Raw genomic sequence first — 22,985 nt, 5'->3', positions numbered from 1 at the left:
GCACCGCGCCTTCCCTTTTCTTTCTTCTTTCTTTTTATCAACCAAGGAGTACTCCATGGATTTCGGCGACGTGAAAAAGCTGGGCGGCCTGAGCCCGTTCGAACTGAAGGATGCGCTGATCCAGGTCGCACGACAAAGTGACCGCCTCATGCTCAACGCCGGCCGCGGCAACCCGAACTTTCTGGCCACCACCCCGCGCCACGGCTTCTTCCAGTTCGGCCTGTTCGCCATGACCGAGGCCGAGCGCTCGTACATCTACATGGCGGACGTGGGCGGCTTTCCGCAGCGCGAGGGCATCGAGGCGCGCTTCGAGCTCTTCGCCAAGTCGCACGAGGGCGAGCCCGGCGTGCGCTTCATCGAGGCCGCCGTGTCCTACGTGCGCGACCAGCTGGGCCTGTCGGCCGGCGACTTCATCTACGAGATGTGCGAGGCCATCCTGGGCTGCAACTACCCGGTGCCCGACCGCATGCTGCGCCTGACCGAGATCGTCGTGGGCCAGTACATCCACAAGGAAATGATCGGCACCCACCCCTTCGTGGGCAAGTTCGACATGTACGCGGTGGAAGGCGGCACCGCCGCCATGACCTACCTGTTCAACAGCCTGCGCGAGAACCACCTGCTGTCGCCGGGCGACACCATCGCGCTGGGCATGCCGATCTTCACGCCCTACATCGAGATCCCGCACCTGAACGACTACCAGCTCATCGAGGCGCTGATCGACGCGCCGCCGGAGAACAACTGGCAGTTCACCAAGAAGGAGCTGCAGAAGCTGCTCGACCCGAAGGTCAAGGCCTTCTTCCTGTGCAACCCGAGCAACCCGCCCTCGGTGAAGATCAGCGACGAGGTGCTGGGCTACATCGCCGATATCGTGAAGCAGCGGCCCGACCTCATCATCCTGACGGACGACGTGTACGGCACCTTCGCCGACAACTTCCTGTCGCTGTTCGCGATCTGCCCGCAGAACACCATCCTGGTGTATTCGTTCTCGAAGTACTTCGGCGCCACCGGCTGGCGCATGGGCGTGGTCGCCACGCACGAGGACAACATCCTCGACCGCAAGATCGCCGCCCTGCCCGAGGCCAAGCGAAAGGAACTCGACGCGCGCTACAGCTCCATCACCACCGAGCCGCGCAAGCTGAAGTTCATCGACCGCCTCGTGGCCGACAGCCGCACCGTGGCGCTGAACCACACGGCCGGCCTGTCGACGCCGGTGCAGGCGCAGATGGTGATGTTCTCGCTGTTCTGCCTCATGGACGAGGGCGAGACCTACAAGAAGTCGATGAAGCACATCGTCTCGCGGCGCAAGGAAGCGCTGTACCGCGAGCTCGGCCTGCCGCTGCAGCCCGACCCGAACTCGGTGAGCTACTACCACCTGCTCGACCTGCAGGACATCGCCACGCAGATGCACGGCGAGCGCTTCGGCAAGTGGATCCTGACCAAGCTGCAGCCCAACGAGGCCCTGTTCCGCATCGCCGCCGAAACCAGCATCGTGCTGCTGCCCGGTCGCGGCTTCGGCGGCAAGCACCCGTCGGGTCGCGTGTCGCTGGCCAACCTCAACGAGTACGACTACGCGAACATCGGGCGCTCGCTGCGCAAGATGGCTTCGGAGTACTTTGCGATGTTCGAGAAGGAGGTGGGGGGCGGCAAGGTGGACAACGCGGGAAAGGCGGCCAAGGGCGGCGTAGGCAAGACCACTGTCGTTAAACCCGCAAAACGCGGCAAAAAGTAGCCTCGTTCCGCCCCTTGCGCGGCCCCGAAATGTATGCCTTTGACATACGATCAAAGGCATAAAAGAGGGATCGCAAAGGGGCGAGAAATGATCGTAGGCATTGACCTGGGCACGACCAACAGCCTGGTGGCGGTGTGGCGGGAAGGGAAGTCCGTTCTGATTCCCAACGGACTGGGCGAATACCTGACGCCGTCATGCGTCAGCCTCGACGAGGACGACACCGTGCTCGTCGGCAAGGCCGCCAGGGAACGGCTTCAGACGCATCCGGACCGCACCGCCGCCGTCTTCAAGCGCTACATGGGCAGCAACAAGACGGTGCGCCTGGGCAAGCGCAGCTTCAGGCCCGAGGAGCTTTCGGCACTGGTGCTGCGTTCACTCAAGGCCGATGCCGAGGCCATGTTGGGCGAACCAGTTCATGAAGCCGTCATCACCGTGCCCGCGTACTTTTCGGATGCGCAACGCAAAGCCACCCGTGCGGCGGGCGAACTCGCCGGCCTGAAGGTCGACCGGCTGCTGAACGAGCCCACCGCCGCGGCACTCGCCTACGGCATGCACGACATGGGCGCCGAAACGCGCTTTCTGGTGTTCGACCTCGGCGGCGGCACTTTCGACGTATCGATCCTCGAAATGTTCGAGGGTGTGATGGAGGTGCGTGCGTCGGCCGGCGACAACTTCCTGGGCGGCGAGGACTTCGTCGAATCGCTGATCACCCTCTTCTTCGAACGCAACGCTCTGCCGGCGAGCCTGCGCAGCAACGCCCAGTTCATGCAACGCCTGGCCGCACAAGCCGAAGCGGCCAAGCGCCTCCTCAGCACCGAGCCCAGTGCCGAAATCAACGTGGCGCACGAGTCGGTGCAGCACCGCCTGCAGATCGATGAAACCACGCTCGAACAGGCCTGCGCGCACTTGCTCAAGCGCCTGCGCACACCGGTGGAACGCGCGCTGCGCGACGCCAACCTGCGTGCCGGCGAACTCGATGCAGTGGTGCTCGCAGGGGGTGCCACGCGCATGCCCGCGATCCGGCGGCTGGTGACCACGATGTTCGGTCGTTTCCCGTCGATCGACTTCAACCCGGACGAAGTCGTTGCACTGGGCGCGGCAGTGCAGGCGGGATTGAAGGCGCGGGACGCGGCGCTCAAGGAAGTGGTCATGACCGATGTCGCGCCCTATTCGCTCGGCGTGGCAGTGAGCCGCTGGCTCAGCGAGACCACCGCCACGCATGGGCATTTCGACCCCATCATCGAACGCAACAGCACCGTGCCTGTGAGCCGCTCCAAGAGCTACGTCCCCAACTCCGCCACCCAGACCTCGGTCGACCTGCACGTGTTCCAGGGAGAGTCGCGGATGGTGCGGGACAACGTGCACCTGGGAACGCTGCACGTGCCGCTGCCGCAGGGACCGGTGTCCGAGGCGGCGGTCGAAGTGCGCTTCACCTATGACGTCAACGGCCTGCTGCAGATCGAGGCCACGGTCCAGAAGACCCAGGAGACCTTCAGCCTGCTGATCGAAGGCAACCCGGGGCTGTTGAGCGAGACCGAGATCAAGGAGCGCCTGATGGCCTTGAGCGAACTCAAGATCCATCCGCGCGACCGCATGGAAAACCGCACGCTGCTGGCGCGCGGGGAGCGCATCTACCAGCAGCTGCGCGGCGACGTGCGGGAATGGCTCGGCATGTGCATTTCGGAGTTCGAGCGTGCGCTCGCCACGCAGGACAAGCGCGTCATCGCCCCAGCGCACCGCCAATTCCAGGAGCAGTTGCAGCAGATCGAACGCGACAGCCATCTGGCCGACTGAGCTGGGGAGCGACGACACCATGACCGAAGTCCCAGGCTTCCTGCTCGAACTCGGGCTGCGCCCGGATGCCGACGAGCGTGCGGTCCGGCGCGCCTATGCGGTCGAACTGAAGAAGATCGACCAGGAGACGCAAGCGGAGCGGTTCCAGCGGCTGCGAGAGGCATATGAAGCGGCGTTGTACTGGGCCCGGCATGTGCGGGAGGCAGAAGCAGCGCAGGAAATCCAGGCGGCGACGGCGAACGCACAGACGAGCGGGGGCGTCGCGCAACCACAGCCCCAGCCTGTCACCGTCCCCGCTCCCGCGACGCACGACGAACACGCGCCCTCGCTGCCACCGGCCGCTGACGCCGATCGCACAGTGCCGCGCCATGACAGCGTGCGCGACATCATGGTCGCACTCGACACCCGGCTGCAGGAGGACCCGCTGCAGACGGTTCGAGAAGCCACCGTGTTGCTGGAAGCCACGCTCGAAGACCCTCGCCTGCTCGACATGGACGCCCGCGTTCTCTTCGAGGCCAATATCGCCCACCTGCTCGCCTGCGGCTGGCGGCCGGGCCACGAGTACCTGTTCGAGGCGGCGCTCGTGGTCTTCGATTGGCGTACCGATTCGGCCAGGCTGCTGCGCTTGGGACAGGCCGGCCACCTGGTCGACCGCGCCATCGTCGAGCAAGACGCGCAGGCCCAGCAATCGCCAGCCGATCGCGATACGCAACGTCAATACCTGGAGCTGCTGCGCCACACCGCCGACCCCGGGCCGCAAGCCCTGGCGTTGGGCCTGGGGCGTGTAATGCACGCTGCCCATACCTATCCGACGTGGCTACGGCTGACGATGGACACGGCCAACATCGAACATTGGCGTGAACGCAATGCCGACCTCGCGCGCTCGACAGTGCAGAACCAGCCATCGATGGCGAGCGCGCACAGCGGTTCAATCACCGCTTCACAGATGACGGCATGGTTCGTGGCCTTCTGTGGGGCGGTGATACTGATCTTTCTGCTGAGGACAGTGGCCACCGGCGAGGGGAACCAGGGCACCGCGACAGCAAATGCGGCAGCAGCCCGCGCGGGGGCGGCGGCGATGGCGGAAGCGATACGCAAGCTGCCAACTTCGCAGTCTTCGCCGCCATCGCTCTCCGGGCTGCCGGACTCCAGCGCGAACGACGCAACAGCCCGTTGGCCAGCCCTGCAAGCACCCGTTAACGGGAAAACCGGCACCAATGCCCCGAGCGCTCAACGCCCGGCAACCGAGCCCGACCCGCCGGTGGCGCAATACACCAAGCAGCCTCATGTCGCCTACCCGACCATGTCCAAGCGGCTCGGCGAACAGGGCCGCGTGGTGCTCAAGGTCATGGTCCAGCCTACGGGGTCGGTCAGCGATGCCACCGTGTTGCAAAGCTCCGGATTCGCGCGGCTCGATGCTGCGGCCATCGATGCCGTGCGAGGGGCCCAAGTCGTTCCCATGAAGAGCATGAACGGGCGCACCGTGGCGGCTTGGTACAAGGCCTCGATCAATTTCGTGTTGAGCGACGTCGCGTCAGGGTCAGCCACTTCAACGAGACCCGAGAGCAAGCGGAACTACGGCGACGCCGTGACCGCCGCCGTGAGACCCAACATCCTGTTCACCAAGGAGGTTCCAGGAAATCCGCTGGTCGAGTACACGCTGGACCTTGCGGCCGACGGCAAGATCCTTGCAGCGAACCTCTCCAGGGCCAGCGGCGTGCCCGAATGGGATGCCGCCGCGCTGCGTGCCATCCACAAGACTGGCCACATGCCGCTGACCGAGCAAGGCACGGTGCCGCCGAAGATGGTGCTGGGGCTGCGGCCCAAGGTTCAATGACACGCATCGCGCCGGGCATATCGCCCTCAACCCGCCGTACACCGTGAAATCGGCTTGCGCGTGCTGCGCAGGAAGCTGGCCGAGCCAGGCTTGCCGACCGGTCCTGGCCATCTGTTCGCTGCAGCGGTGGTTGCGCTGGGCGTTCGCGTCATCTGACGACGGCTGCCGACCGTCGCCGTTGAGACGCGCTTCCCGTGCCAACGGCGCGGGAAGCCAAGAAACTCAAGCCGCCCTGCGCGCCGTCAGCCACTGCGACGGCGCCAGGGCCGCCGCCACCACGCGCACTTCGCCGATGTGGCCGAAGAAGCCGTCGGCGCGCGTACCGTCCCACGAGCCGCCGCCCACCACCCAGGGCGCGGTGGCCTTCAGCGTGGCCAGGCCCGGCACGGCCGCCGAGTTGCGCAGCACCGGGGCGCCCTCGACGTACATCGTGGTGTCGTGCGACACCGGGTCGTTGACGATGGCGATGTGCACCCAGCGGTCGGCGAGCACCTCGCCCGACCAGTTGGCCTTGGCCGAACGCGTGCCCGTGGTGTTCGGCACCACCTCCCACTGCACCTCGCGCAGGCTCGAGATGGCGAAGAGCATCGGCGGCGATTCGCCGTCATCGCCGGTGTAGCCCGCGAGGTCGCCGCGGCGTCCGTCGCGCGTCATGATGTTCATCCACGCGTGCAGCTTGCTGGTCCAGCTCTTGTCGATCTTGACGAAGGCCTCGACGGTGTAGCCGTTGTCCAGCGTCTGCGCATTGATCGGCGCCGAGGCCTCGGTAAGGAAGTAGCTCATCCGCGCCTTGTTGGTGTTCAGGAAGCGCACCGAGCCCGGCGCGGCCGAGAGGCGGTGGCGGTCGTCGGTCCACACGACGTCGCCGTCGGCCGCGCCCACCACGCCGTTCTGGTTCAGGGCATCGCGACGCAGCGGATTGGTCCCCGTCACGTCGGCGATCACGGTGCCCGGCAGCACCGGCTGGTTCACCACGCCGCCGACAAAACGCCAATGAGCCAGCGTGTTCGCGACCTTGGGGTAGTCCTCCGCATCGGCGGCGGGCCGCTGCACAGTGGCCTCCGGGTCCTTGTAGTTGGCCAGGATCAGCGCCTTCGCCTGCTCGACCAGCGACTGCTCGACCGTGGCCTCGCCCGCGGCAAAGCCCTTGTTGAAGCCCGCGAAGCGCTGCGCGAAGTCCATCTCGATGGTGAAGGCCTCGTTGGGCGTGGTGAGCACGGCCTGGTCGAAGGCGTTCAGCGTGGCAGCGGGCTTTTGCGGCACCCAGGGCGAGAACGACAGCACCTTGATCTGCTTGTTCGTCAGGTCGAACTCGTACAGGCGCATCAGGCCGTTGCCGCCCTGGTAGGCCATCTGGTAGTCGACCACCATCTCCTCGACCTTGTGGCCGAAGTCGTTGGTCTTCGTGAGGTGCGCGGCGCCGTGGTGGTGGCCGTTGAGCGTCATGAAGATCTGGTCGTTGTCCCGGATCAGCTTCTCCCACAGCATCTTGCCGTAGTCGGTTTCCAGCGGGCTGGTGCCATCGGGCGCGATGTTCAGCAGCTGGTGGTTGACCAGGATCACGGGCAGCGTCGGGTTCTTCGCGATCACCTGCCGCGCCCATGCGATGCCCGCGTCGGACACGCGCCACGACAGCGACAGCACCATGAACTTCTGGCCCTGCGCCTCGAACACGTGGTACTCGTGGAAGCCGCTGGTGTCGCGTGCGCCGAAGGTGGCCTGCTTCTTCGCGCGCTCGGTGCCGAACCACTGCAGGTAGGGCTCGGCGGCCAGGTTGCGTGCGGCGTCGGTGCCGTTGACGGGGTCGACACCGTAGTCGACGTCGTTCAGCACGTCGTGGTTGCCGGCCAGCACGCTGTAGGGCAGCTTCGCGTCCTCGAGCACCTTCATGGCGGCATCGGCCACCTTCCATTGGTCGGGCTTGCCGACCTGGTCGACCACGTCGCCGAGGTGGATGGTGAAGGGAATATGCAGTGCCTTGGCGTTGGCGGCGATCCACTTCGTCTGCGCCGCGAAAGGCGCGCTGCCGAAGCGCTTGTCGTACTGGTCGCTCTCGGCGGCGGTGGCGTAGCGCGCGTAGAACTGGGTGTCGGGCATCACGGCCAGCGCGAAGCTCGAACGCTTGCTCACGACGGGTTCCGGCGCGGGCGGGTTGGGCGCCGGTGCGGGGGCCGGCAGCGGGCCGAAGCCGGCGCTGCCGCCGCCACCACCACCGCAGGCAGCGATGAGGGCGCTGCTGCCGCCGACGGTGAGCAGGGAGGCGCCGAGCTTGAGCATCTGCCGGCGTTGCGGGACGCGTTCGGTGTCGGGAGCGGAGGGGGAAGAAGAAGACGGGGAAAGCGGAAGCGCGCGTGCGCCGCGCGGATCGACGGAATCGGACATGACAAGAGAAAACGTTGGGAAGCACCCAGCGTAGGTCGCGGCCATGACTCGGTCATGTACGGCCCATGACACTTCGCCCCCGAAGCGCCCTCCCCTGAACCCGGTTCAGGCCTTGGCCGCGCGCCCCGACGGTTCGTGCATCACCATCCGCCACGCACACAACGTCCCCGCCACCGCCAGCAGCGCCGCCAGCGCGAACATCGTGCGGTAGCCCAGCTCCTGCGCCACCGCGCCGCCGAGCAACACGCCCAGCACACCGCCGAAGCCGTAGCCGATCACCGTGAACAGCGCCTGCCCGCGTCCGCGCAGGTGGCCGGGGAAGCGGCGCGACACCACGGCGATGCAGGCCGTGTGGTGCGCCGCGAAGCTCAGCGCATGCAGCCACTGCGCGATGACCAGCGCCGCGACGAAGCCGCCCAGCCCGGCCGTGAGGCCGAGCCGCGCCACGCCGGCGATGCCGCACACCAGCATCCAGCGCGGCATCGGCAACAAGCCGATGAGCCGGCCCTGCAGGAAGAACCAGACGATCTCGGCCACCACCGACAGCGCCCACAGCAGGCCGATGGTGCTCTTGCCGTAGCCGATCGAATCGAGGTACAGCGAGAAGAACGCGTACACCGAGAAGTGCGACATCACCTGGAAGAACAGCGACGCAAAGAACCATCGCACGGCAGGGATGCGCAGCACGGGGCCGATGGGCTCCTTCACGGCGTCGTGCGCAGCCGGCGGTTCGCGCAGGTCGGGCAGCTTCATCGTCGCGAGCAACACCACGGCCAGCGTGCCGGCGGCCCAGTACGGAAAGTGCTTCATGCCGAAGCGCTCGAACCACTCGCCCGCGACGAACACGGTGACCAGGAAGCCGGCCGAGCCGCACAGGCGGATGCGCCCGTAGCGCCCCCAGTCGCCCGCGACGATCTGCGCCATGGCCGCTTCGGTGAGCGACATCATCGAACTGGTGTGCGTGAACATCACGAGCAGCACCAGCGCGAGCCACCAGGCGCCGCCGTGCCACCACAGGCCGAAGGAGCTGGCCAGCGCCACCGCGGCGCTGAAGCGCAGCAGCTTCACGCGCTGGCCGGTATGGTCGCTGAGCGCGCCCCAGGCATAGGGCGCGAAGACGCGCGTGATCGATTGCACCGAGGCCAGCAGGCTGATCGTGAAGATCGGCAGGCCCAGATCCTTGAGCCACAGCGGCAGGTAAGGATTGAAGAAACCGATGTGCGCGAAGTAGCTGGCCGACAGGCCAGCGAACGCCAACAGGTGGCCGCGTCCAGCGGCCACAGGTGGCGCGGCAGACACTACAGGAAAGACGACTGCGGCGACGCAGCTTCGCTCTTCTCGACGGGTGGGTTCACGTCGCCGCACTGCGCGCGGTTGCGCAGCACGTGTTCCATCACCACCAGCGCGAGCATCGCTTCTGCGATGGGCGTGGCGCGGATGCCCACGCAGGGGTCGTGGCGGCCCTTGGTGATGACCTCGACGGGGTTGTTGTTCACGTCGATCGACTGGCGCGGGCTGATGATCGAGCTGGTGGGCTTGATCGCGATGCTCACCTCGAGGTCTTGCCCCGAGCTGATGCCGCCCAAAATGCCGCCGGCGTTATTGCTGAGGAAGCCGGTCGGCGTGATCGAGTCGCCATGCGTGGTGCCACGCTGCGTGACGCTGTCGAAGCCGGCGCCGATTTCGACCGCCTTCACCGCGTTGATGCCCATCATGGCGTAGGCGATCTCGGCGTCGAGCTTGTCAAAGAGCGGCTCGCCCAGACCCACGGGCACGTTGGTGGCGGTGACGCGGATGCGCGCGCCGCACGAATCGCCGGCCTTGCGCAGGCGGTCCATGTAGTCCTCCAGCGCGCTCACGTCGGCGATGGGGGCGAAGAAGGGGTTGTGGGGGACGTGGTCCCAGTTCTCGAAGGGAATGGCGATCTCGCCGATCTGCGTCATGCAGCCGCGGAACACCATCCCGTATTTTTCGGCCAGCCACTTCTTGGCGACCGCGCCGGCCGCGACCATGGGCGCTGTGAGCCGTGCCGAGGAGCGCCCGCCGCCGCGCGGATCGCGGATGCCGTATTTCTTCCAGTAGGTGAAGTCGGCGTGGCCGGGGCGGAACTGCTGGGCGATCTGCCCGTAGTCCTTGCTGCGCTGATCGGTGTTCTGGATCAGCAGCGCGATGGGCGTGCCGGTGGTCTTGCCCTCGTACACGCCGGACAGGATCTGCACCGCGTCGGGCTCGTTGCGCTGGGTGACGTGGCGGCTGGTGCCGGGGCGCCGGCGGTCGAGGTCGCCCTGGATGTCGGCCTCGCTCAGGGCCATGCCCGGGGGGCAGCCGTCGACCACGCAGCCGATGGCCGGGCCGTGCGACTCGCCGAAATTGGTGACCGCGAAGAGAGTTCCGAAGGTGTTGCCGCTCATGGCGGGGATTATCCCCACAAAGCAGCAGCCGACTCAGTCGGTGGTGTTTTCCATGCGCTTGGCGAGCGCGCCGAGCTGCAGCTCGATGCTGAACAGCCGCTCGTTCAACACCGCCGTCTGCAGCCGGATCGCCTCGACGATGGCCTTGGTCTGCGGATCGGAGGTGCTGTCGGACAGTTCCGCCAGGTCATGCAGCTTCTTGCGCAGTTCGTTGCTCATGGGGCCTCCGTTCGGTCGTGGGATGCGTCGTGGAAGCCCCAGTATGGAGGCTCGTCAACGCTCCGGCAATGCGGCGCCGCCCGGGGGTACGACGCCTTCCTCCGCATGCGACGCGCCCACGCCGCGCAGGCGCACCGCCACCAGCACGCCGACGAACAGCAGCACCACGGCGCACAGGCCGGCCACCAGCCGCAGGGCGCGCAATAGCGCCTCGCGCCCGGCGTCGAGCAGTGCGGCGCCCGTGGTACCGGGCAGTTCCCCGGCCAGCGCGACCGCCCCGCCCAGCGTGCTGCGGGCGGCTTCGACCGCGGCCGCACCGGCCAGCCCGGCCGGCACGGCGTCGGCCATGGCCGCCCGGTAGATCGCCGCACCGACGCTGCCGAGGATGGCGATGCCCAGCGCTCCGCCGAACTCGGAGCTGGTCTCCGAGATGGCCGAGGCCACGCCCGCGCGCTCCGGCGGCGCGCTGCCCACGACCAGGTCGGTGGCCAGGGTGAACACCGGCGCCAGGCCGAGCGAGGAGATGACCGCGCTCGTCACCATCCAGGCCAGACCGCCCTGCGCCGGCAGCAGCACCAGCATGCCGAAGCCCAGCGCCGCCACGCCCAGTCCGCCGCCCATCACGTAGGCCGGGCACAGGCGCCGCGTGAGCGCGGGCACGATCATCGAGCCGACGATGAAGGCGCCGGCGCCCGGCATGCTCCACAGGCCCGCCGCCAGCGGCGGCAGGCCGAGCACCAGCTGCAGGTACTGCGCGTTGTACAGAAAGAGCCCGAACATCACGAAGCAGGCCAGCATGTAGGCCCCCAGCGAGACACTGAAGGCCGGCAGCCGGAACAGGCGCAGGTCGATCATCGGATTGGCCAGCCGTCCCTGCCGGCGCGCGAACAGCCAGCCGAGCAGCGCACCGACCGCGATGGCCAGCAGCGACACCGCGTCGGGCCCGTGCTCGGCCACCTGCTTGATGCCGTAGATGGCGGCCAGCACCGCGCCCAGCGAGAGCGCCACGCTGGCCAGGTCGAGCGCGCCCGCGTCGGGGTCGCGGTACTCGGGCAAGAGCCACGGGCCGAGCGCCAGCAGCAGCACCATCACCGGCACGCCGATGAGGAACACCGAGCCCCACGGAAAGAACTGCAGCAGCACGCCGCCCAGCACCGGGCCGATGACCGCGCCCGCCGAGTAGCTCGAGATCCACACGCCGATGGCCACGGTGCGCTGCGCCGGGTCGAGGAACATGTTGCGGATCAGCGAGAGCGTGGACGGCGCCAGCGTCGCCCCCGCCACGCCCAGCAGCGCGCGCGTGGCGATCAGCATGTTGGCGCTGGTCGAGAAGGCCGCGAGCACCGAGGCCACGCCGAACGCCACCGCGCCGATCAGCAGCAGCCGGCGCCGCCCGATGCGGTCGCCCAGCGTGCCCATGGTGACCAGCAGGCCGGCCACGAAGAAGCCGTAGATGTCGACGATCCACAGCAGCTGCGAGGCGGTCGGCTTGAGGTCTTCGCTGATCGACGGGATCGCCAGGTTCAGCACCGTGAGGTCCATCGAATAGAGCATGCAGGGCAGCGCGATGACGGCCAGCCCCGTCCATTCGCGCGCCGTGGCGCGGGCGGGTGCCGCCCGGTCGAGTGCGCCGCTCATGGGCCGGCTCCGCTGTCGCTTGCCGACCAGGCCTTGCGCACCTCGATGCTGCTCAAGCGCGCCGAGGGAATGCCGGCCGCGAGCTGCAGCGCTTCTTCTTCGCTGTCGGCCTCGACCAGGTAGAAGCCGCCCAGCTGCTCGCTGGTTTCAGCGAACGGCCCGTCGGTGACCGAGAGTTTGTCGTTGCGCATGCGCACCGTGACCGCCGTGCCGGCCGGCTGCAAGGCCTCGGCCACGACGAGCTTGCCGAGCGCCTGCAGGTGGGCGTCGTAGTCGATGTGTTCGTTGATGTAGTGGTCCATGTCCTGCGCCGAGAAGTGGCTCGTCTGCGCGTCGGTTCCGTAGATCAGGCAAAGGTATCTCATGCGGCATTCCCCTCGGGGTTTTCGATCATTTCCATGACGTCGATGGGACGCACTTCGATGGCGCCGTAGCGCGCCATCGGGATGCGGCCCGCCAGCTGGATCGCGGCGTTCAGGTCGCGCGCCTCGACCAGGATGAAGCCGCACAGCTGCTCGCGGGCTTCCGCGTACGGACCGTCGACGTGCGAGCGCTGGCCCTGGCGCACCTGCACGACCTTGGCGGCGCGCACCGGGCTCAGCGCCTCGGCGGCGATGAAATGGCCAGCGGCTTCGAGCACGCGGTCGTAGGCCATCGAATCGGCATTGAGCGCGCGGCGCTCGTCGGGCGGCAGCGCGCGAAGCACCGCTTCGTCGCAATGAACGAGGCAGAGGTATTTCATGCGGAATCTCCTTGCAGATGTGAGTGAGGACATCACTGGTCGAACGGCGACGGCCGGAATCGACAAGGGGCGTCAAAAATTTTTCGTGTCCGGCAGCGAGGCCAGCTGCCGCTCCAGGAACTGCCGCTCGGGCTGCTGCCGCACCAGCGACAGTGCCTGCAGGTAGGCCGCGCGTGCATCGTCGGTGCGGCCCAGGCGCCGGCACAGTTCGGCACGCGCGCCGTGCGCCAGGTGGTACTTCGCCAGCTCGCCGCGCGCGAGCAGCGCGTCGATCAGCGCCAGCCCGGCCGCCGGCCCGTCGCGCATCGCCACGGCCGCCGCGCGGTTGAGTTCGGCCACGGGCGAGGGGTCGAGCCGCAGCAGCACGTCGTACAGGCCGACGATCTGCGGCCAGTCGGTGGCGGCGGCCTCGGGTGCTTCGGCGTGCACCGCGGCAATGGCGGCCTGCAAGGTGTACGGGCCGAAGCGGCGCGACAGCAGCGCGCGCTCGACCAGCGCCGCGCCCTCCCCGATCTGCCCAAGGTGCCACAGGCCGCGGTCCTGCGCGTCGAGCAGCACGAGCTCGCCCTGCGCCGAGGTGCGCGCGGTGCGGCGCGCGTCGTGCAGCAGCATCAGCGCGAGCAGGCCCAGCGCCTCGGGGTCGGGCAGCAGTTCGGCCACCAAGCGCCCGAGCCGGATCGCTTCGGCCGAGAGGTCGGCGCGCGTCACGCTCCGGCCCGACGAGGCCGCGTAGCCTTCGTTGAACACGAGGTACACCACGCGCAGCACGGCATCGAGCCGTTCGGGCAGCTCGGCCAGGCCCGGCACCTGGTACGGAATGCCCGCATCGCGGATGCGCGCCTTGGCCCGCACGATGCGCTGCGCGATGGTGGGCGCCGGCACGAGAAAGGCGCGCGCGATCTCCTCGGTCGCCAGCCCGCAGACCTCGCGCAGCGTGAGCGCCACCTGGGCGTCGGGCGCGAGCGCGGGGTGGCAGCAGGTGAAGACCAGGCGCAGGCGGTCGTCCTCGAGCGCGTCGGCATCGGGGTCGGCCTCGTGCCAGGCGGGCGCGGGGTCGGCCAGCGTGTCGGTGTGGGCGGTGGCGTCGTCCCACGCCGTGAAGCGCGCCTGCCGGCGGATGCCGTCGATCGATTTGAAGCGCCCCGCCGACACCAGCCAGGCGCGCGGGTTGGCCGGCACGCCTTCGCGCGGCCATTGCTCGAGCGCGGCGCGAAAAGCGTCGTGCAGGGCTTCTTCGGCTAGGTCGAAGTCGCCCAGCAACCGCACCAGCGTGGCGAAGATGCGGCGCGACTCGGTGCGGTAGATCGCGTCGAGCGTGTCGGCGATCGCCGTCGGTTGTTCGGTCACCCGGTGTCGCCGCCGGCCAGCCAACTTTCGAGCTTGACGAGCGAGCCGGTCCAGCCATGGTTGTGGCCGTCGCGCGCCGCTTCGTCGAAGAACTGCTGGTGCATGAGCACGAGCTCGCAGCCGCCCGCGTCGGGTTCGAGCTGCACCGTGACGCGCGACTCGCGCTCGGGCGTGCTGCGCCAGGCCCAGCTGAAGACCAGCCGGCGCTCGGGCACGACCTCCAGGTAGGTGCCGCTCACGTCGTGCGTCTCGCCGTCGGCCGCCAACATGGTCACGCGAAAGCGCCCGCCCACGCGCAGGTCGACCTCGGCCAGCGGCACGTCGACGATTTCCGCGGGGCCGAACCAGTGCTTCAGCGCTTGCGGGTCGGTCCACGCGCGCCAGACTTTGGCGGGACTGACGCGGAAGTGCCGGCGGAGCGTGAGCGAGGGGCGATCGGTGCCGGGGCCGGCGGTGGGGCCGGGGGAAGGTTTCGCCATTCGGTGTCCTCCTGGTGGTAGAGAAAGCGCGCCAGGGCATCGAGGCGGCCGGTCCAGAACTTCTCGTAGCGCGAGAGCCACACGGCAGCCTCCTGCATCGGGCCCGGCGACAGCTCGCAGCGCACGACGCGGCCCGCCTTCGTGCGCGAGATGAGGCCGGCGCCTTCGAGCACGCGCAGGTGCTTCATGAAGCCGGTCAGCGACATGCCGTGCGGCTCGGCGAGCTCGGTCACGCTGAGGCCGCCCTCACCCAACGCTTCGAGCACGCTGCGGCGGGTCGGGTCGGACAGGGCCGCAAACACGGCGTCCAGGGCATCTGAGTGAACCATGCGGTTGAGTATCTGGAGCGGCCCGAGAGCCGTCAAGCCATGGACCTCGCTCAGGAACGGTTTATGCATGCTGCGCCGCAGCATCATCCCCCGCGAAGGAGCGCCCATGCTGGACCGAACCGCCACCCAGTTCTCCCACGTCAAGCCCGGTGACACCGCGTACGTCTCGGGCGGGTTGCGAGACTTCTTCCTGTACCGCGACCTCGGCATTGCGGCCGCCACGCACGGCAAGGTGATCGCGCACCTGGTCAAGGCCAACATGGCACCGGAAGCGGGCACCGGCTGGCACCGCCACGAGGCGGACTTCCAGATCGTCATCATGCTCAAGGGCTGGGCCCGCTTCATGTACGAGGACAAGGAGACGCACGTCGAGGCCGGCGACGTGGTGCACCAGCGCCCCGGCATCCGCCACTTTCTCTTCGACTATTCGCCCGACATGGAGTACCTGGAAATCGTCTCGCCGGCCGACTTCAAGAGCATCGACGTCGAGCCCGTGTGCGAGATTCCGCCGCCCACGCCCTGGCCCTGAAACCCACGGCCGGCGCGGCTTCGCGCGCCGATAAACTCCTCGCGTCTCACCAGAAACGACAACAACCGAGGAGAGAGAACTTGCGTATTCATACTGCCCGCCTGACGGCCGGCTTGCTGTTCGCGTGCGCCCTGACGTGCGCCAACCTCAGCAACGCCGCATCCCCCACCACCGCGTCCACAACCTCGACCGCGAGCTCGCTCGAAGCCGAGCAGGAAGCCGCCTTCAAGGCCGCCAAGGCCGTGCAGAAAGCCGGCCCCGCCGACATCACGCTGCGCGACCAGGCCCACCTGAAGCTGCCCGCCGGCTACGTCTGGGTGCCGACACCCGCCGCCGCGCAGCTCATGCGCAGCATGGGCAACCGCACCGACGACACCTTCATCGGCGCGATCTTCCCCGCCGACGACGGCGACTGGATGGCGGTCGTGAAGTTCGTGAAAGAGGGCTACATCAAGGACGACGACGCCAAGGACTGGAACGCCGACGAACTGCTCACGAGCCTGAAGGAAGGCACCGAGGCCGCGAACGAGGAACGCGCCAAGCGCGGCATCCCGGGCATCGAGGTCACGGGCTGGGCGCAGAAGCCGCAGTACGACGCCGCGACGCACCGGCTGGTGTGGTCGGCCCTGTCGAAGAAGAAGGGCAGCGACGGCGGCAACCCCGGCGTCAACTACAACACCTACGCGCTGGGCCGCGAGGGCTACCTGAGCCTGAACCTCATCACCAACGCGAACGACCTCGAGAAGTACAAGCCCGACGCCACCAAGCTGCTCGGCGCACTGCAGTACGACGACGGCAAGAAGTACGCGGACTTCAACGCATCGACCGACAAGGTCGCCGCCTACGGCCTGGCCGCGCTGGTGGCCGGCGCCGCCGCGAAGAAGCTGGGCCTGTTCGCGGTCGCCCTCGCCTTCCTGGCCAAGTTCGCGAAGGTCGCGGTGGTGGCGGGCGGCGCGGCGCTGTGGGGCCTCACGAAGCTCTTCAAGAAGAAGAGCTGAGCCTGCAGCAGCCCACCGCGCTCAGCGGCCCGAGAAGCGCGGTGCGCGCTTCTCGGTGAAGGCCTTCACGCCTTCGCGCCCATCCGCGCTGCCCGCGCGTTGGCGCAGCAGGCGGTGTTCCATCTCGAAGTGTTCTTCGATCGGGCGCGCGGTGGCACCACCGCACAGCGCCTTGATGCCCGCGAACGATGCGGTGGCACCGTTCGCCAGCCGCGTCACCAGCGCTTCCGCAGCCGCCGCCAGCTCGGCATCGGGGTACAACGCATCGACCGCGCCAGCCGCCAGGCAGCGCGCGCTGTCGATCGGGTCGCTCAGCATCAGCCATTGCTGCGCGCGCACCGGCCCGATGCGCCGCGACAGGAAATACGAACTCCCCGCGTCCGGCGACAGCCCGATGGCCGCGTAGCCCGTTCGCAGCTTCATCGACTCGGTGGCGAGCACGAAGTCGCCGCACAGCGCCAGCCCCACGCCGGCACCGCCGACCGTGCCGTTCACCGCCACCACCAGCGGCGCCGGGTTCTGGGCCAGCCGCAGCAGCGCGGGATGCAGCCGGTCGAGGATGGCGTCGACCAGCTCGGGCAGCTTGTCGCCCGCCGCCACGAAGCTGTCGATGTCGCCGCCCGCGCAGAACACGCGCCCCTCGCCGGTCAGCAGGATGGCGCGCGGCGCCGCTTCGAGCACCTCGTCGATGGCCTGCGCCAGCGCATGGCTGCTCGCCAGCGAGACCGAGTTGGCGCGTTCGGGCCGCTTCAGCACGATGCGGCCGATGCCGTCCTGCACGCCCCAGGCAATGCCTTCTTCGAACTGCATCTCAGATCCCCGTCAGCCCGCCGGTGCACATGAGCGTCTGGCCGCTCACGTAATCCGACTCGGGCGCGCACAGCAGGTACACCGCGCCGGCCGCCTCTTCGGGCGTGCCGCCGCGGCCCAGCGGGATCGACTGTTCCATCATCGCCAGCAGGCCGGGGTTGACGCCGACCTTGATCTCGCGCCCCTCGATGTTCGCCGTGGTGGCCTCGGCCGTGCTGGCCGTGAGCCGCGTCTGGATGAAGCCGAAGGCCACGCAGTTCACCGTGACGTTCATGCGGCCCCACTCCTTGGCCAGCGTCTGCGTCATGCCGACGATGCCGGCCTTGGCGGTCGAGTAGTTGGCCTGCCCCGCATTGCCGAAGAGCCCGGCCACCGACGAGATGTTGACCACTTTGCGCACCACGCGCCGGCCCGCTTCGCCCTCGGTTTTCGCCAGCGCGCGGATCACGGGCTGCGCGGCGCGCAGGATGCGAAACGGCGCCGTCAGGTGCACGTCGATCATGGCGTACCACTGCTCGTCGGTCATCTTCTGCACCACGCTGTCCCAGGTGTAGCCGGCGTTGTTGACGATGATGTCCAGGCCCTTGAACTCGCTCACCGCCGTGCCGACAAAGCGCTCGGCAAAGTCCGGCGCCGACACGCTGCCGACGCAGGCCACGGCCTGCCCGCCCGCGGCGCGAATGGCCTGCACGGTTTCGTCGGCCGGTTCGGCGTCGAGGTCGTTGACGACGACGCGTGCGCCTTCGCTGGCCAGCTTGAGCGCGATCGCGCGGCCGATGCCGCGGCCCGAGCCGGTGATGAGGGCGACCTTGCCTTCGAGTTTGGGTGTCATGTCTCTTCTCTCTTCTTTCTTTCGTTCGTTCAAGGGGTCAGCGCAGCGCCACCAGGGCTTCGCCCGCGATGCGCGTCTGGCCGTGCTGGTTGGCGCTGAGCACTTCCACGCGCACGCAGCGCTCACCGTTGTGCTCCAGCTTCTCGACCACGCGGCCGGTGCAGCGCACGGCATGGCCCAGGTGCGTGATGCCCTGGAAGCGCACGTCGAAGCGGCGCAGCTGCGCCTGCGGCACCCACTGCGTGAGCAGCCGGGCGAGCCAGGCCATGCCCAGCATGCCCTGCGCGAACACGTCGGGCATGCCGGCCTTGCGCGCGAAATCGGTGTCGATGTGGATCGGGTTGTGGTCGCCCGAAGCGCCCGCGAAGAGCGCGAGCGTCGTGCGGTTCACCGGCGGGAGTTGCAGCGCGGGAAGTTCGTCGCCGACCTGGACGGTGTCGTAGCGGAGGGTCATCGCAGGTTCTTTCTTCAGTGGCGGCAGACGATCACCGTGCGCAGCTCGGCCACGAGTTCGTCGCGCTGGTTGGTGGCGCGCGAGGTCTTCACCACGAACTCGAGCGCGCCGTTCTTCTTGTCGTAGATGTCGCTGACGGTGGAGCGCACCGTCACCGTATCGCCCACGCAGGCGGGGCGGTGGTAGCTGAAGCTCTGCTCGCCGTGCAGCAGCTTCGACAACGGAATCTGCAGGTCGGTGAGCAGTTGGTCCGAGGCGCCCGAGTCCAGCTCGGCGGCGAACAGGAAGGTGGGCGGTGCGGGCAGGTCGGGGTAGCCTGCATCGCGCGCGGCGGCGGCATCGGTGTAGACCGGGTCGGTCTCGCCGATGGCCTTGGCGAAGAACTGCAGCCGGCTGCGCTCGATGGGCAGCACCGAGGCGGGCAGTTCGCGGCCGATCCATTTCTTGTCGATCATGGGTGGCCCTGCCCTCAGACGCGTTCGTACAGCGTGACCACGCAGGCGCCGCCCAACCCGAGGTTGTGCTGCAGCGCCATCCGCGCGCCTTCGACCTGGCGCTTCTCGGCCGTGCCGCGCAGCTGCTGGACCAGCTCCGTGCATTGCGCGAGCCCCGTCGCGCCGAGCGGGTGGCCCTTCGACAGCAGGCCGCCCGACGGATTCGTGACGACCTTGCCGCCGTAGGTGTTGTCGCCATCGACCACGAACTTCTCCGCGCCGCCCACCGGGCACAGGCCGAGCGCTTCGTAGCTGATGAGTTCGTTGTGCGCAAAGCAGTCGTGCAGCTCGACCACGTCGATGTCCTGCGGGCCGACACCGGCCGCGTCGTACACCTTCTGCGCCGCCTCCTGTGCCATGCTGAAGCCGACCACCTCGCGCATGTCGCGCGCCTCGAAAGTGATGGCGCGGTCGGTCGTCATGGCCTGCGCCTTAATGCGCACGCTGCGGTCCAGCCCGTGGCGCTCGGCGAAGCGCGGCGAGCAGACGATGGCGGCTGCGGCGCCGCAGGTCGGCGGGCAGGCCATGAGCCGCGTCATCACGCCGGGCCACATCACGGGCGCGGCCATCACCTCGTCTTCGGTGACGACGGTGCGGAACAGCGCCACCGGGTTGTTCGACGCATGGCGGCTGGCCTTGGCGCGGATCTTCGCGAAGGTCGACATCTGCGTGCCGTACTGCTGCATGTGCGCCAGGCCGGCGCCGCCGAAGTAGCGCAGCGCCAGCGGCACCTGCTCGTTGCCGACCAGCTCGTCGGTGATCGATTCGAAGTGATCGAACGGGCTCGGGCGATCGTTGAACACCGCACCCAGCGCACCGGGGCTCATGTGCTCGAAGCCCAGCGCCAGCACGCAGTCGGCCGCGCCGCTGGCCACGGCCTGGCGCGCTAGGAACAGCGCGGTCGAGCCGGTGGAGCAGTTGTTGTTGACGTTGACGACCGGGATGCCGGTCATGCCCACTTCGTACAGCGCGCGCTGGCCGGCGGTCGAATCGCCGTACACGTAGCCGACGTAGGCCTGCTGCACCAGCTCGTAGCCGATGCCGGCGTCTTTCAAGGCGGCGTTGGTGGCGTGCGCGGCCATCTGCGGGTAGGGCTGGTTCGCGCCCGGCTTGGTGAAGGGGATCATGCCGACACCGACGACGTGGACATCCTGGCTCATGGGGGGCTCCTGAAATGAATGAATGGAAAGTAAGAGAGAGTTCGAAAACCGTCAGGCTACGCTTCGTTGGCGCCCTTGCCAAAACGGTTCGCGCAACCGGGTCTTGAGCACCTTGCCCGCACCCGACAGCGGCAGCGCCTCGACCACCGCCACGCTGCGCGGGCATTTGTAGTTCGCGATCAGCGTCTTGCAATGCGCAATGAGCGCGTCGGCCGCCAGCTGCTGGTCCGGCTTGAGCACGAGCACCACATGCACGGCCTCACCCCACTCCTCGCTGGGGATGCCGATGACCGCGCAGGCCGCCACGGCCGGGTGCTGGTTGATGGCGTTCTCGACCTCGGCCGAATAGATGTTCTCGCCGCCGCTGATGATCATGTCCTTCAGGCGGTCGACCACGAAGATGTAGCCGTCGTCGTCCATGTACGCGCCGTCGCCGGTGTGCATCCAGCCGCCGCGCACGGCCGCGGCCGTCTGCGCGGGCTGGTTCCAGTAGCCCTGCATCACGTTGGGGCCGCGCACCGCGACCTCGCCCACGGTGCCGCGCGGCACCTCGACGCCCTCGGCGTCGACGATGCGCACCTCGGTGCAGTAGCTGGCGCGGCCGGCCGAGCGCAGCTTGCCCCGGCGCTGGCCTTCGGGCGTGTGGTTGCGCGCGGGGTTGACGGTGGCCAGCGGCGACAGCTCGGTCATGCCGTAGGCCTGCACGAAGTCCACGCCCGGGAAAGCCGCCATCGCGCGGGTCAGCACCGCCTCCGAGATCGGCGAGGCGCCGTAGGTGATGCACTTCAGGCTGCTGAGGTCGCGCGGCTCGCGCATCGCCGGATGGTCGACCAGCATCTGGATCATGGTGGGCACCAGCAGCGCGTGCGTGACGCGGTCTTGCTCGATGGCGTTCAGCACCGCTTCAGGGCTGAAGGCCGGAATGATCGCGTGCGTGTTGCCCTCCAGCCAATGCGGCGCGGCCAGGCCCATGTCGGCCAGGTGGAACATCGGCGCGGCATGCAGGTAGCAGCCGTCGGGCGCGGCCAGGCCTTCGGCATGCAGGGCCAGCCCCGAGCTGCCCATGTTGGTGTGGCTCAGCATCACGCCCTTGGGAAAGCCCGTGGTGCCGCCGGTGTAGAAGATGCCGGCCAGGTCTTCGCCGCGGCGGCCGGCGTCGGGCACGGGCGAAGCGGCCTCCAGCAGCGCCTCGTAGCCGTGCATGCCGGGCGGCGTCGGGCCGTCGCCGCAGTAGATCACCTCGCGCAGGCTGCTCGCCTGCCCGCGCATCTGCTCGACCACCGCGCGGAAGGTGTCGTCCACCAGCAGCAGCGAAGAGCCCGAGTCCTCGAGCGAATACAGGATTTCGGCCGCCGACCAGCGGATGTTGCAGGGGTTGAGCACACCGCCGCCCCAGGGCACGGCCATCTGGTATTCGAGGTAGCGCGCCGAGTTGAGCGCCAGCATGGCGACGCGGTCACCCGCCTGCATGCCGAGCCCCTGCAGGGCGCCCGCCAGGCGCGCGACGCGCTCGGCATAGGCGCGAAAGCTCAGGGTGCGGCCGGCGGCGCGCACGGCGATCCGGTCGGGGTGCTGCTGCACGCTGCGGTGCAGCGACTGGGTCTGGTACATGGCGGTTGTCTCCGTTCGGTTCTTGTGTAGGCGCATGGTAGAAACCGCGCCGTGCCGCGGCGATTGCGCTTCGCATCGCCCGCATGGCAGAAAACCTCAATCGACACCCGCGCCGCCGTCGGGTCTGATCCGCTCACGCATGCTGCAACCGCCTGTCACCATCCCGATCGTGTTCGTCCAGGGCATGCTCTCGGGCGTGCGCGCGCGCGGCGACAACGCGCCCATCTGCATCGACACCGCGCTGCAGGACGCCGGCATCGCCCCCGCCCTGGTCGATGCACCGGGCGCGCGCGTCACGGCCGAGCAGTACGTGGCGCTGTTCGCGCTGCTGATGGAGCGGCTGGACGACGAGGCCCTGTGCTTCCTGTCGCGCCGCCTGCGCTGCGGCAGCTTCGCGCTCATGACCCGCGCCACGATGGGCGCGCCCACCCTCGAAGTGGCGCTGCGGCGCGTGGCCCGCACCTTCAGCCTGCTGCAGGACGACCTCGAGATGGTGCTGCTGCACGAAGGGCCGCTCGCGGGCTTCGGCCTGCGGGTGCAGGGCATGCCGAGCGCGCCGCTGAACTTCCTGCACGAGCTGATGCTGCGCGTGTACTGGCGGCTCTTTGCCTGGCTGCACGGCGGCCGGCTGACGGCGCGTCGCTTCGACTTCGGCTTCGAGCAGCCGCCCTACGCGGCGCGCTACAACAAGGTGTTTCCCGCGCCGCTGCAGTTCGGCCAGCCGCTGTCGGCCGTGTGGTTCGACGCCAGCGCGCTGGCCACGCCGATCCGCCGCGACGCGCGGGCCATGCGCGACTTTCTGGCCGCCGCGCCGGCCCACGTGATCCTGCCGCCGCTGGGCGAACTGGCCGTGAGCGCGCGCGTGCGCACCGTGCTGCAACAGCACCGTCCGGCCTGGGCCGACCTGGCCACGGCCGCGCGCAGCCTGCACATGTCGGTGAGCACGCTGCAGCGCCACCTGGCCACCGAGGGCACCTCGTTCCAGTCGCTCAAGGACCAGCTGCGGCGCGACGTGGCCATCGTGCGCCTGAACACCAGCACCGTGCCACTGGCGGCACTGGCCGAGGAGCTGGGCTTTTCGGACAGCGCGGCGTTCCAGCGCGCGTTCAAGACCTGGACCGGTGGGGCGCCGGGGTCGTATCGAAGGCGACCCAATCCGGAGCCGGACTCGGACCCCGAGGCTTGAAGCT

21 protein-coding genes and 1 pseudogene are annotated in these 22,985 nt (G+C 68.5%); 6 read left to right on the top strand and 16 right to left on the bottom strand.

Annotated elements, in window-relative coordinates:
- The first annotated feature begins 55 nt into the window (after positions 1-55).
- The 3 genes from AC1RL8_RS10895 to AC1RL8_RS10885 all read left to right on the top strand — a co-directional run bounded on the left by AC1RL8_RS10895 (position 56) and on the right by AC1RL8_RS10885 (position 5,360).
- Complete coding sequence (locus AC1RL8_RS10895; RefSeq protein WP_447743333.1) at positions 56-1,729, top strand: bifunctional aspartate transaminase/aspartate 4-decarboxylase; 1,674 nt, start codon at positions 56-58, stop codon at positions 1,727-1,729.
- Positions 1,730-1,816: 87 nt separating this feature from the next.
- Positions 1,817-3,523 carry a molecular chaperone HscC gene (locus AC1RL8_RS10890; protein ID WP_492685290.1) on the top strand — a complete coding sequence of 569 codons (1,707 nt, stop codon included), beginning with the start codon at positions 1,817-1,819 and terminating at the stop codon, positions 3,521-3,523.
- Between the two features lie 19 nt (positions 3,524-3,542).
- On the top strand, positions 3,543-5,360 hold the full coding sequence (locus AC1RL8_RS10885; protein ID WP_492685289.1) for a TonB family protein: 1,818 nt from the start codon (positions 3,543-3,545) through the stop codon (positions 5,358-5,360).
- Between the two features lie 222 nt (positions 5,361-5,582).
- Here the strand turns inward: AC1RL8_RS10885 and AC1RL8_RS10880 are convergent, their stop codons facing one another.
- The 10 genes and pseudogenes from AC1RL8_RS10880 to AC1RL8_RS10835 all read right to left on the bottom strand — a co-directional run.
- Positions 5,583-7,742, bottom strand: a complete 2,160-nt coding sequence (locus AC1RL8_RS10880) for a LamG-like jellyroll fold domain-containing protein (protein ID WP_492685288.1) — start codon at positions 7,740-7,742, stop codon at positions 5,583-5,585.
- 105 nt (positions 7,743-7,847) lie between these two features.
- The gene (locus AC1RL8_RS10875; protein WP_492685287.1) at positions 7,848-9,041 is read right to left on the bottom strand and encodes an MFS transporter; all 1,194 of its coding nucleotides are present in this window, start codon (positions 9,039-9,041) and stop codon (positions 7,848-7,850) included.
- Positions 9,041-10,153 carry a chorismate synthase gene (aroC, locus tag AC1RL8_RS10870; RefSeq protein WP_492685286.1) on the bottom strand — a complete coding sequence of 371 codons (1,113 nt, stop codon included), beginning with the start codon at positions 10,151-10,153 and terminating at the stop codon, positions 9,041-9,043. The genes AC1RL8_RS10875 and aroC overlap by 1 nt, the downstream gene beginning before the upstream one ends.
- 33 nt (positions 10,154-10,186) lie before the next feature.
- Positions 10,187-10,372: a hypothetical protein gene (locus tag AC1RL8_RS10865; protein WP_062475744.1), complete on the bottom strand. Its 186-nt coding sequence runs from the start codon at positions 10,370-10,372 to the stop codon at positions 10,187-10,189.
- A 54-nt stretch (positions 10,373-10,426) separates the two neighbouring features.
- Positions 10,427-12,010, bottom strand: a complete 1,584-nt coding sequence (locus AC1RL8_RS10860) for an MFS transporter (RefSeq protein ID WP_492685285.1) — start codon at positions 12,008-12,010, stop codon at positions 10,427-10,429.
- On the bottom strand, positions 12,007-12,375 hold the full coding sequence (locus tag AC1RL8_RS10855; protein WP_095744823.1) for a YciI family protein: 369 nt from the start codon (positions 12,373-12,375) through the stop codon (positions 12,007-12,009). Before AC1RL8_RS10855 ends, AC1RL8_RS10860 begins: the two co-directional genes overlap by 4 nt.
- On the bottom strand, positions 12,372-12,752 hold the full coding sequence (locus tag AC1RL8_RS10850) for a YciI family protein (protein ID WP_492685284.1): 381 nt from the start codon (positions 12,750-12,752) through the stop codon (positions 12,372-12,374). The genes AC1RL8_RS10855 and AC1RL8_RS10850 overlap by 4 nt, the downstream gene beginning before the upstream one ends.
- Positions 12,753-12,824: 72 nt before the next feature.
- Positions 12,825-14,099, bottom strand: coding sequence for an RNA polymerase sigma factor (locus AC1RL8_RS10845; RefSeq protein ID WP_492685283.1), 1,275 nt, complete (start codon positions 14,097-14,099; stop codon positions 12,825-12,827).
- Positions 14,096-14,578: an SRPBCC family protein gene (locus AC1RL8_RS10840; protein WP_492685282.1), complete on the bottom strand. Its 483-nt coding sequence runs from the start codon at positions 14,576-14,578 to the stop codon at positions 14,096-14,098. Before AC1RL8_RS10840 ends, AC1RL8_RS10845 begins: the two co-directional genes overlap by 4 nt.
- A gap of 149 nt (positions 14,579-14,727) precedes the next feature.
- Positions 14,728-14,907, bottom strand: a pseudogene (locus AC1RL8_RS10835) (ArsR/SmtB family transcription factor); the annotation flags it as partial.
- Positions 14,908-15,013: 106 nt separating this feature from the next.
- On the opposite strand from AC1RL8_RS10835, the gene AC1RL8_RS10830 reads away from it, so the two are divergent.
- Together AC1RL8_RS10830 and AC1RL8_RS10825 are read left to right on the top strand one after the other, a co-directional pair.
- Entirely contained in the window at positions 15,014-15,436 is a 423-nt protein-coding gene (locus AC1RL8_RS10830; RefSeq protein WP_492685281.1) for a cupin domain-containing protein, read from the top strand.
- A gap of 80 nt (positions 15,437-15,516) precedes the next feature.
- The gene (locus tag AC1RL8_RS10825) at positions 15,517-16,434 is read left to right on the top strand and encodes a DUF2167 domain-containing protein (protein ID WP_492685280.1); all 918 of its coding nucleotides are present in this window, start codon (positions 15,517-15,519) and stop codon (positions 16,432-16,434) included.
- Positions 16,435-16,455: 21 nt separating this feature from the next.
- On the opposite strand, the gene AC1RL8_RS10820 is transcribed toward AC1RL8_RS10825, so the two are convergent.
- The 6 genes from AC1RL8_RS10820 to AC1RL8_RS10795 are packed head-to-tail and all read right to left on the bottom strand — an operon-like array spanning position 16,456 to position 21,795.
- Positions 16,456-17,244, bottom strand: a complete 789-nt coding sequence (locus tag AC1RL8_RS10820; protein ID WP_492685279.1) for an enoyl-CoA hydratase/isomerase family protein — start codon at positions 17,242-17,244, stop codon at positions 16,456-16,458.
- Between the two features lies 1 nt (position 17,245).
- Positions 17,246-18,076, bottom strand: a complete 831-nt coding sequence (locus tag AC1RL8_RS10815; RefSeq protein ID WP_492685278.1) for an SDR family NAD(P)-dependent oxidoreductase — start codon at positions 18,074-18,076, stop codon at positions 17,246-17,248.
- Positions 18,077-18,113: 37 nt separating this feature from the next.
- On the bottom strand, positions 18,114-18,530 hold the full coding sequence (locus AC1RL8_RS10810; RefSeq protein ID WP_492685277.1) for a MaoC family dehydratase: 417 nt from the start codon (positions 18,528-18,530) through the stop codon (positions 18,114-18,116).
- A 14-nt stretch (positions 18,531-18,544) separates the two neighbouring features.
- Complete coding sequence (locus AC1RL8_RS10805) at positions 18,545-18,985, bottom strand: MaoC family dehydratase N-terminal domain-containing protein (protein WP_492685276.1); 441 nt, start codon at positions 18,983-18,985, stop codon at positions 18,545-18,547.
- 14 nt (positions 18,986-18,999) lie between these two features.
- Positions 19,000-20,184, bottom strand: coding sequence for a lipid-transfer protein (locus tag AC1RL8_RS10800; RefSeq protein ID WP_159272320.1), 1,185 nt, complete (start codon positions 20,182-20,184; stop codon positions 19,000-19,002).
- Between the two features lie 51 nt (positions 20,185-20,235).
- Entirely contained in the window at positions 20,236-21,795 is a 1,560-nt protein-coding gene (locus AC1RL8_RS10795) for a long-chain-fatty-acid--CoA ligase (RefSeq protein ID WP_492685275.1), read from the bottom strand.
- A gap of 139 nt (positions 21,796-21,934) precedes the next feature.
- Here AC1RL8_RS10795 and AC1RL8_RS10790 point away from each other — a divergent pair, with 139 nt between their 5' ends.
- Entirely contained in the window at positions 21,935-22,981 is a 1,047-nt protein-coding gene (locus AC1RL8_RS10790; RefSeq protein WP_492685274.1) for an AraC family transcriptional regulator, read from the top strand.
- Positions 22,982-22,985 lie beyond the last annotated feature (4 nt).

It is taken from the genome of Variovorax sp. GW822-FHT04E09 (genome assembly GCF_058800845.1).
Note: the sequence above shows the minus strand (reverse complement) of the source record. Positions and strands in the feature narration are given on the sequence as shown.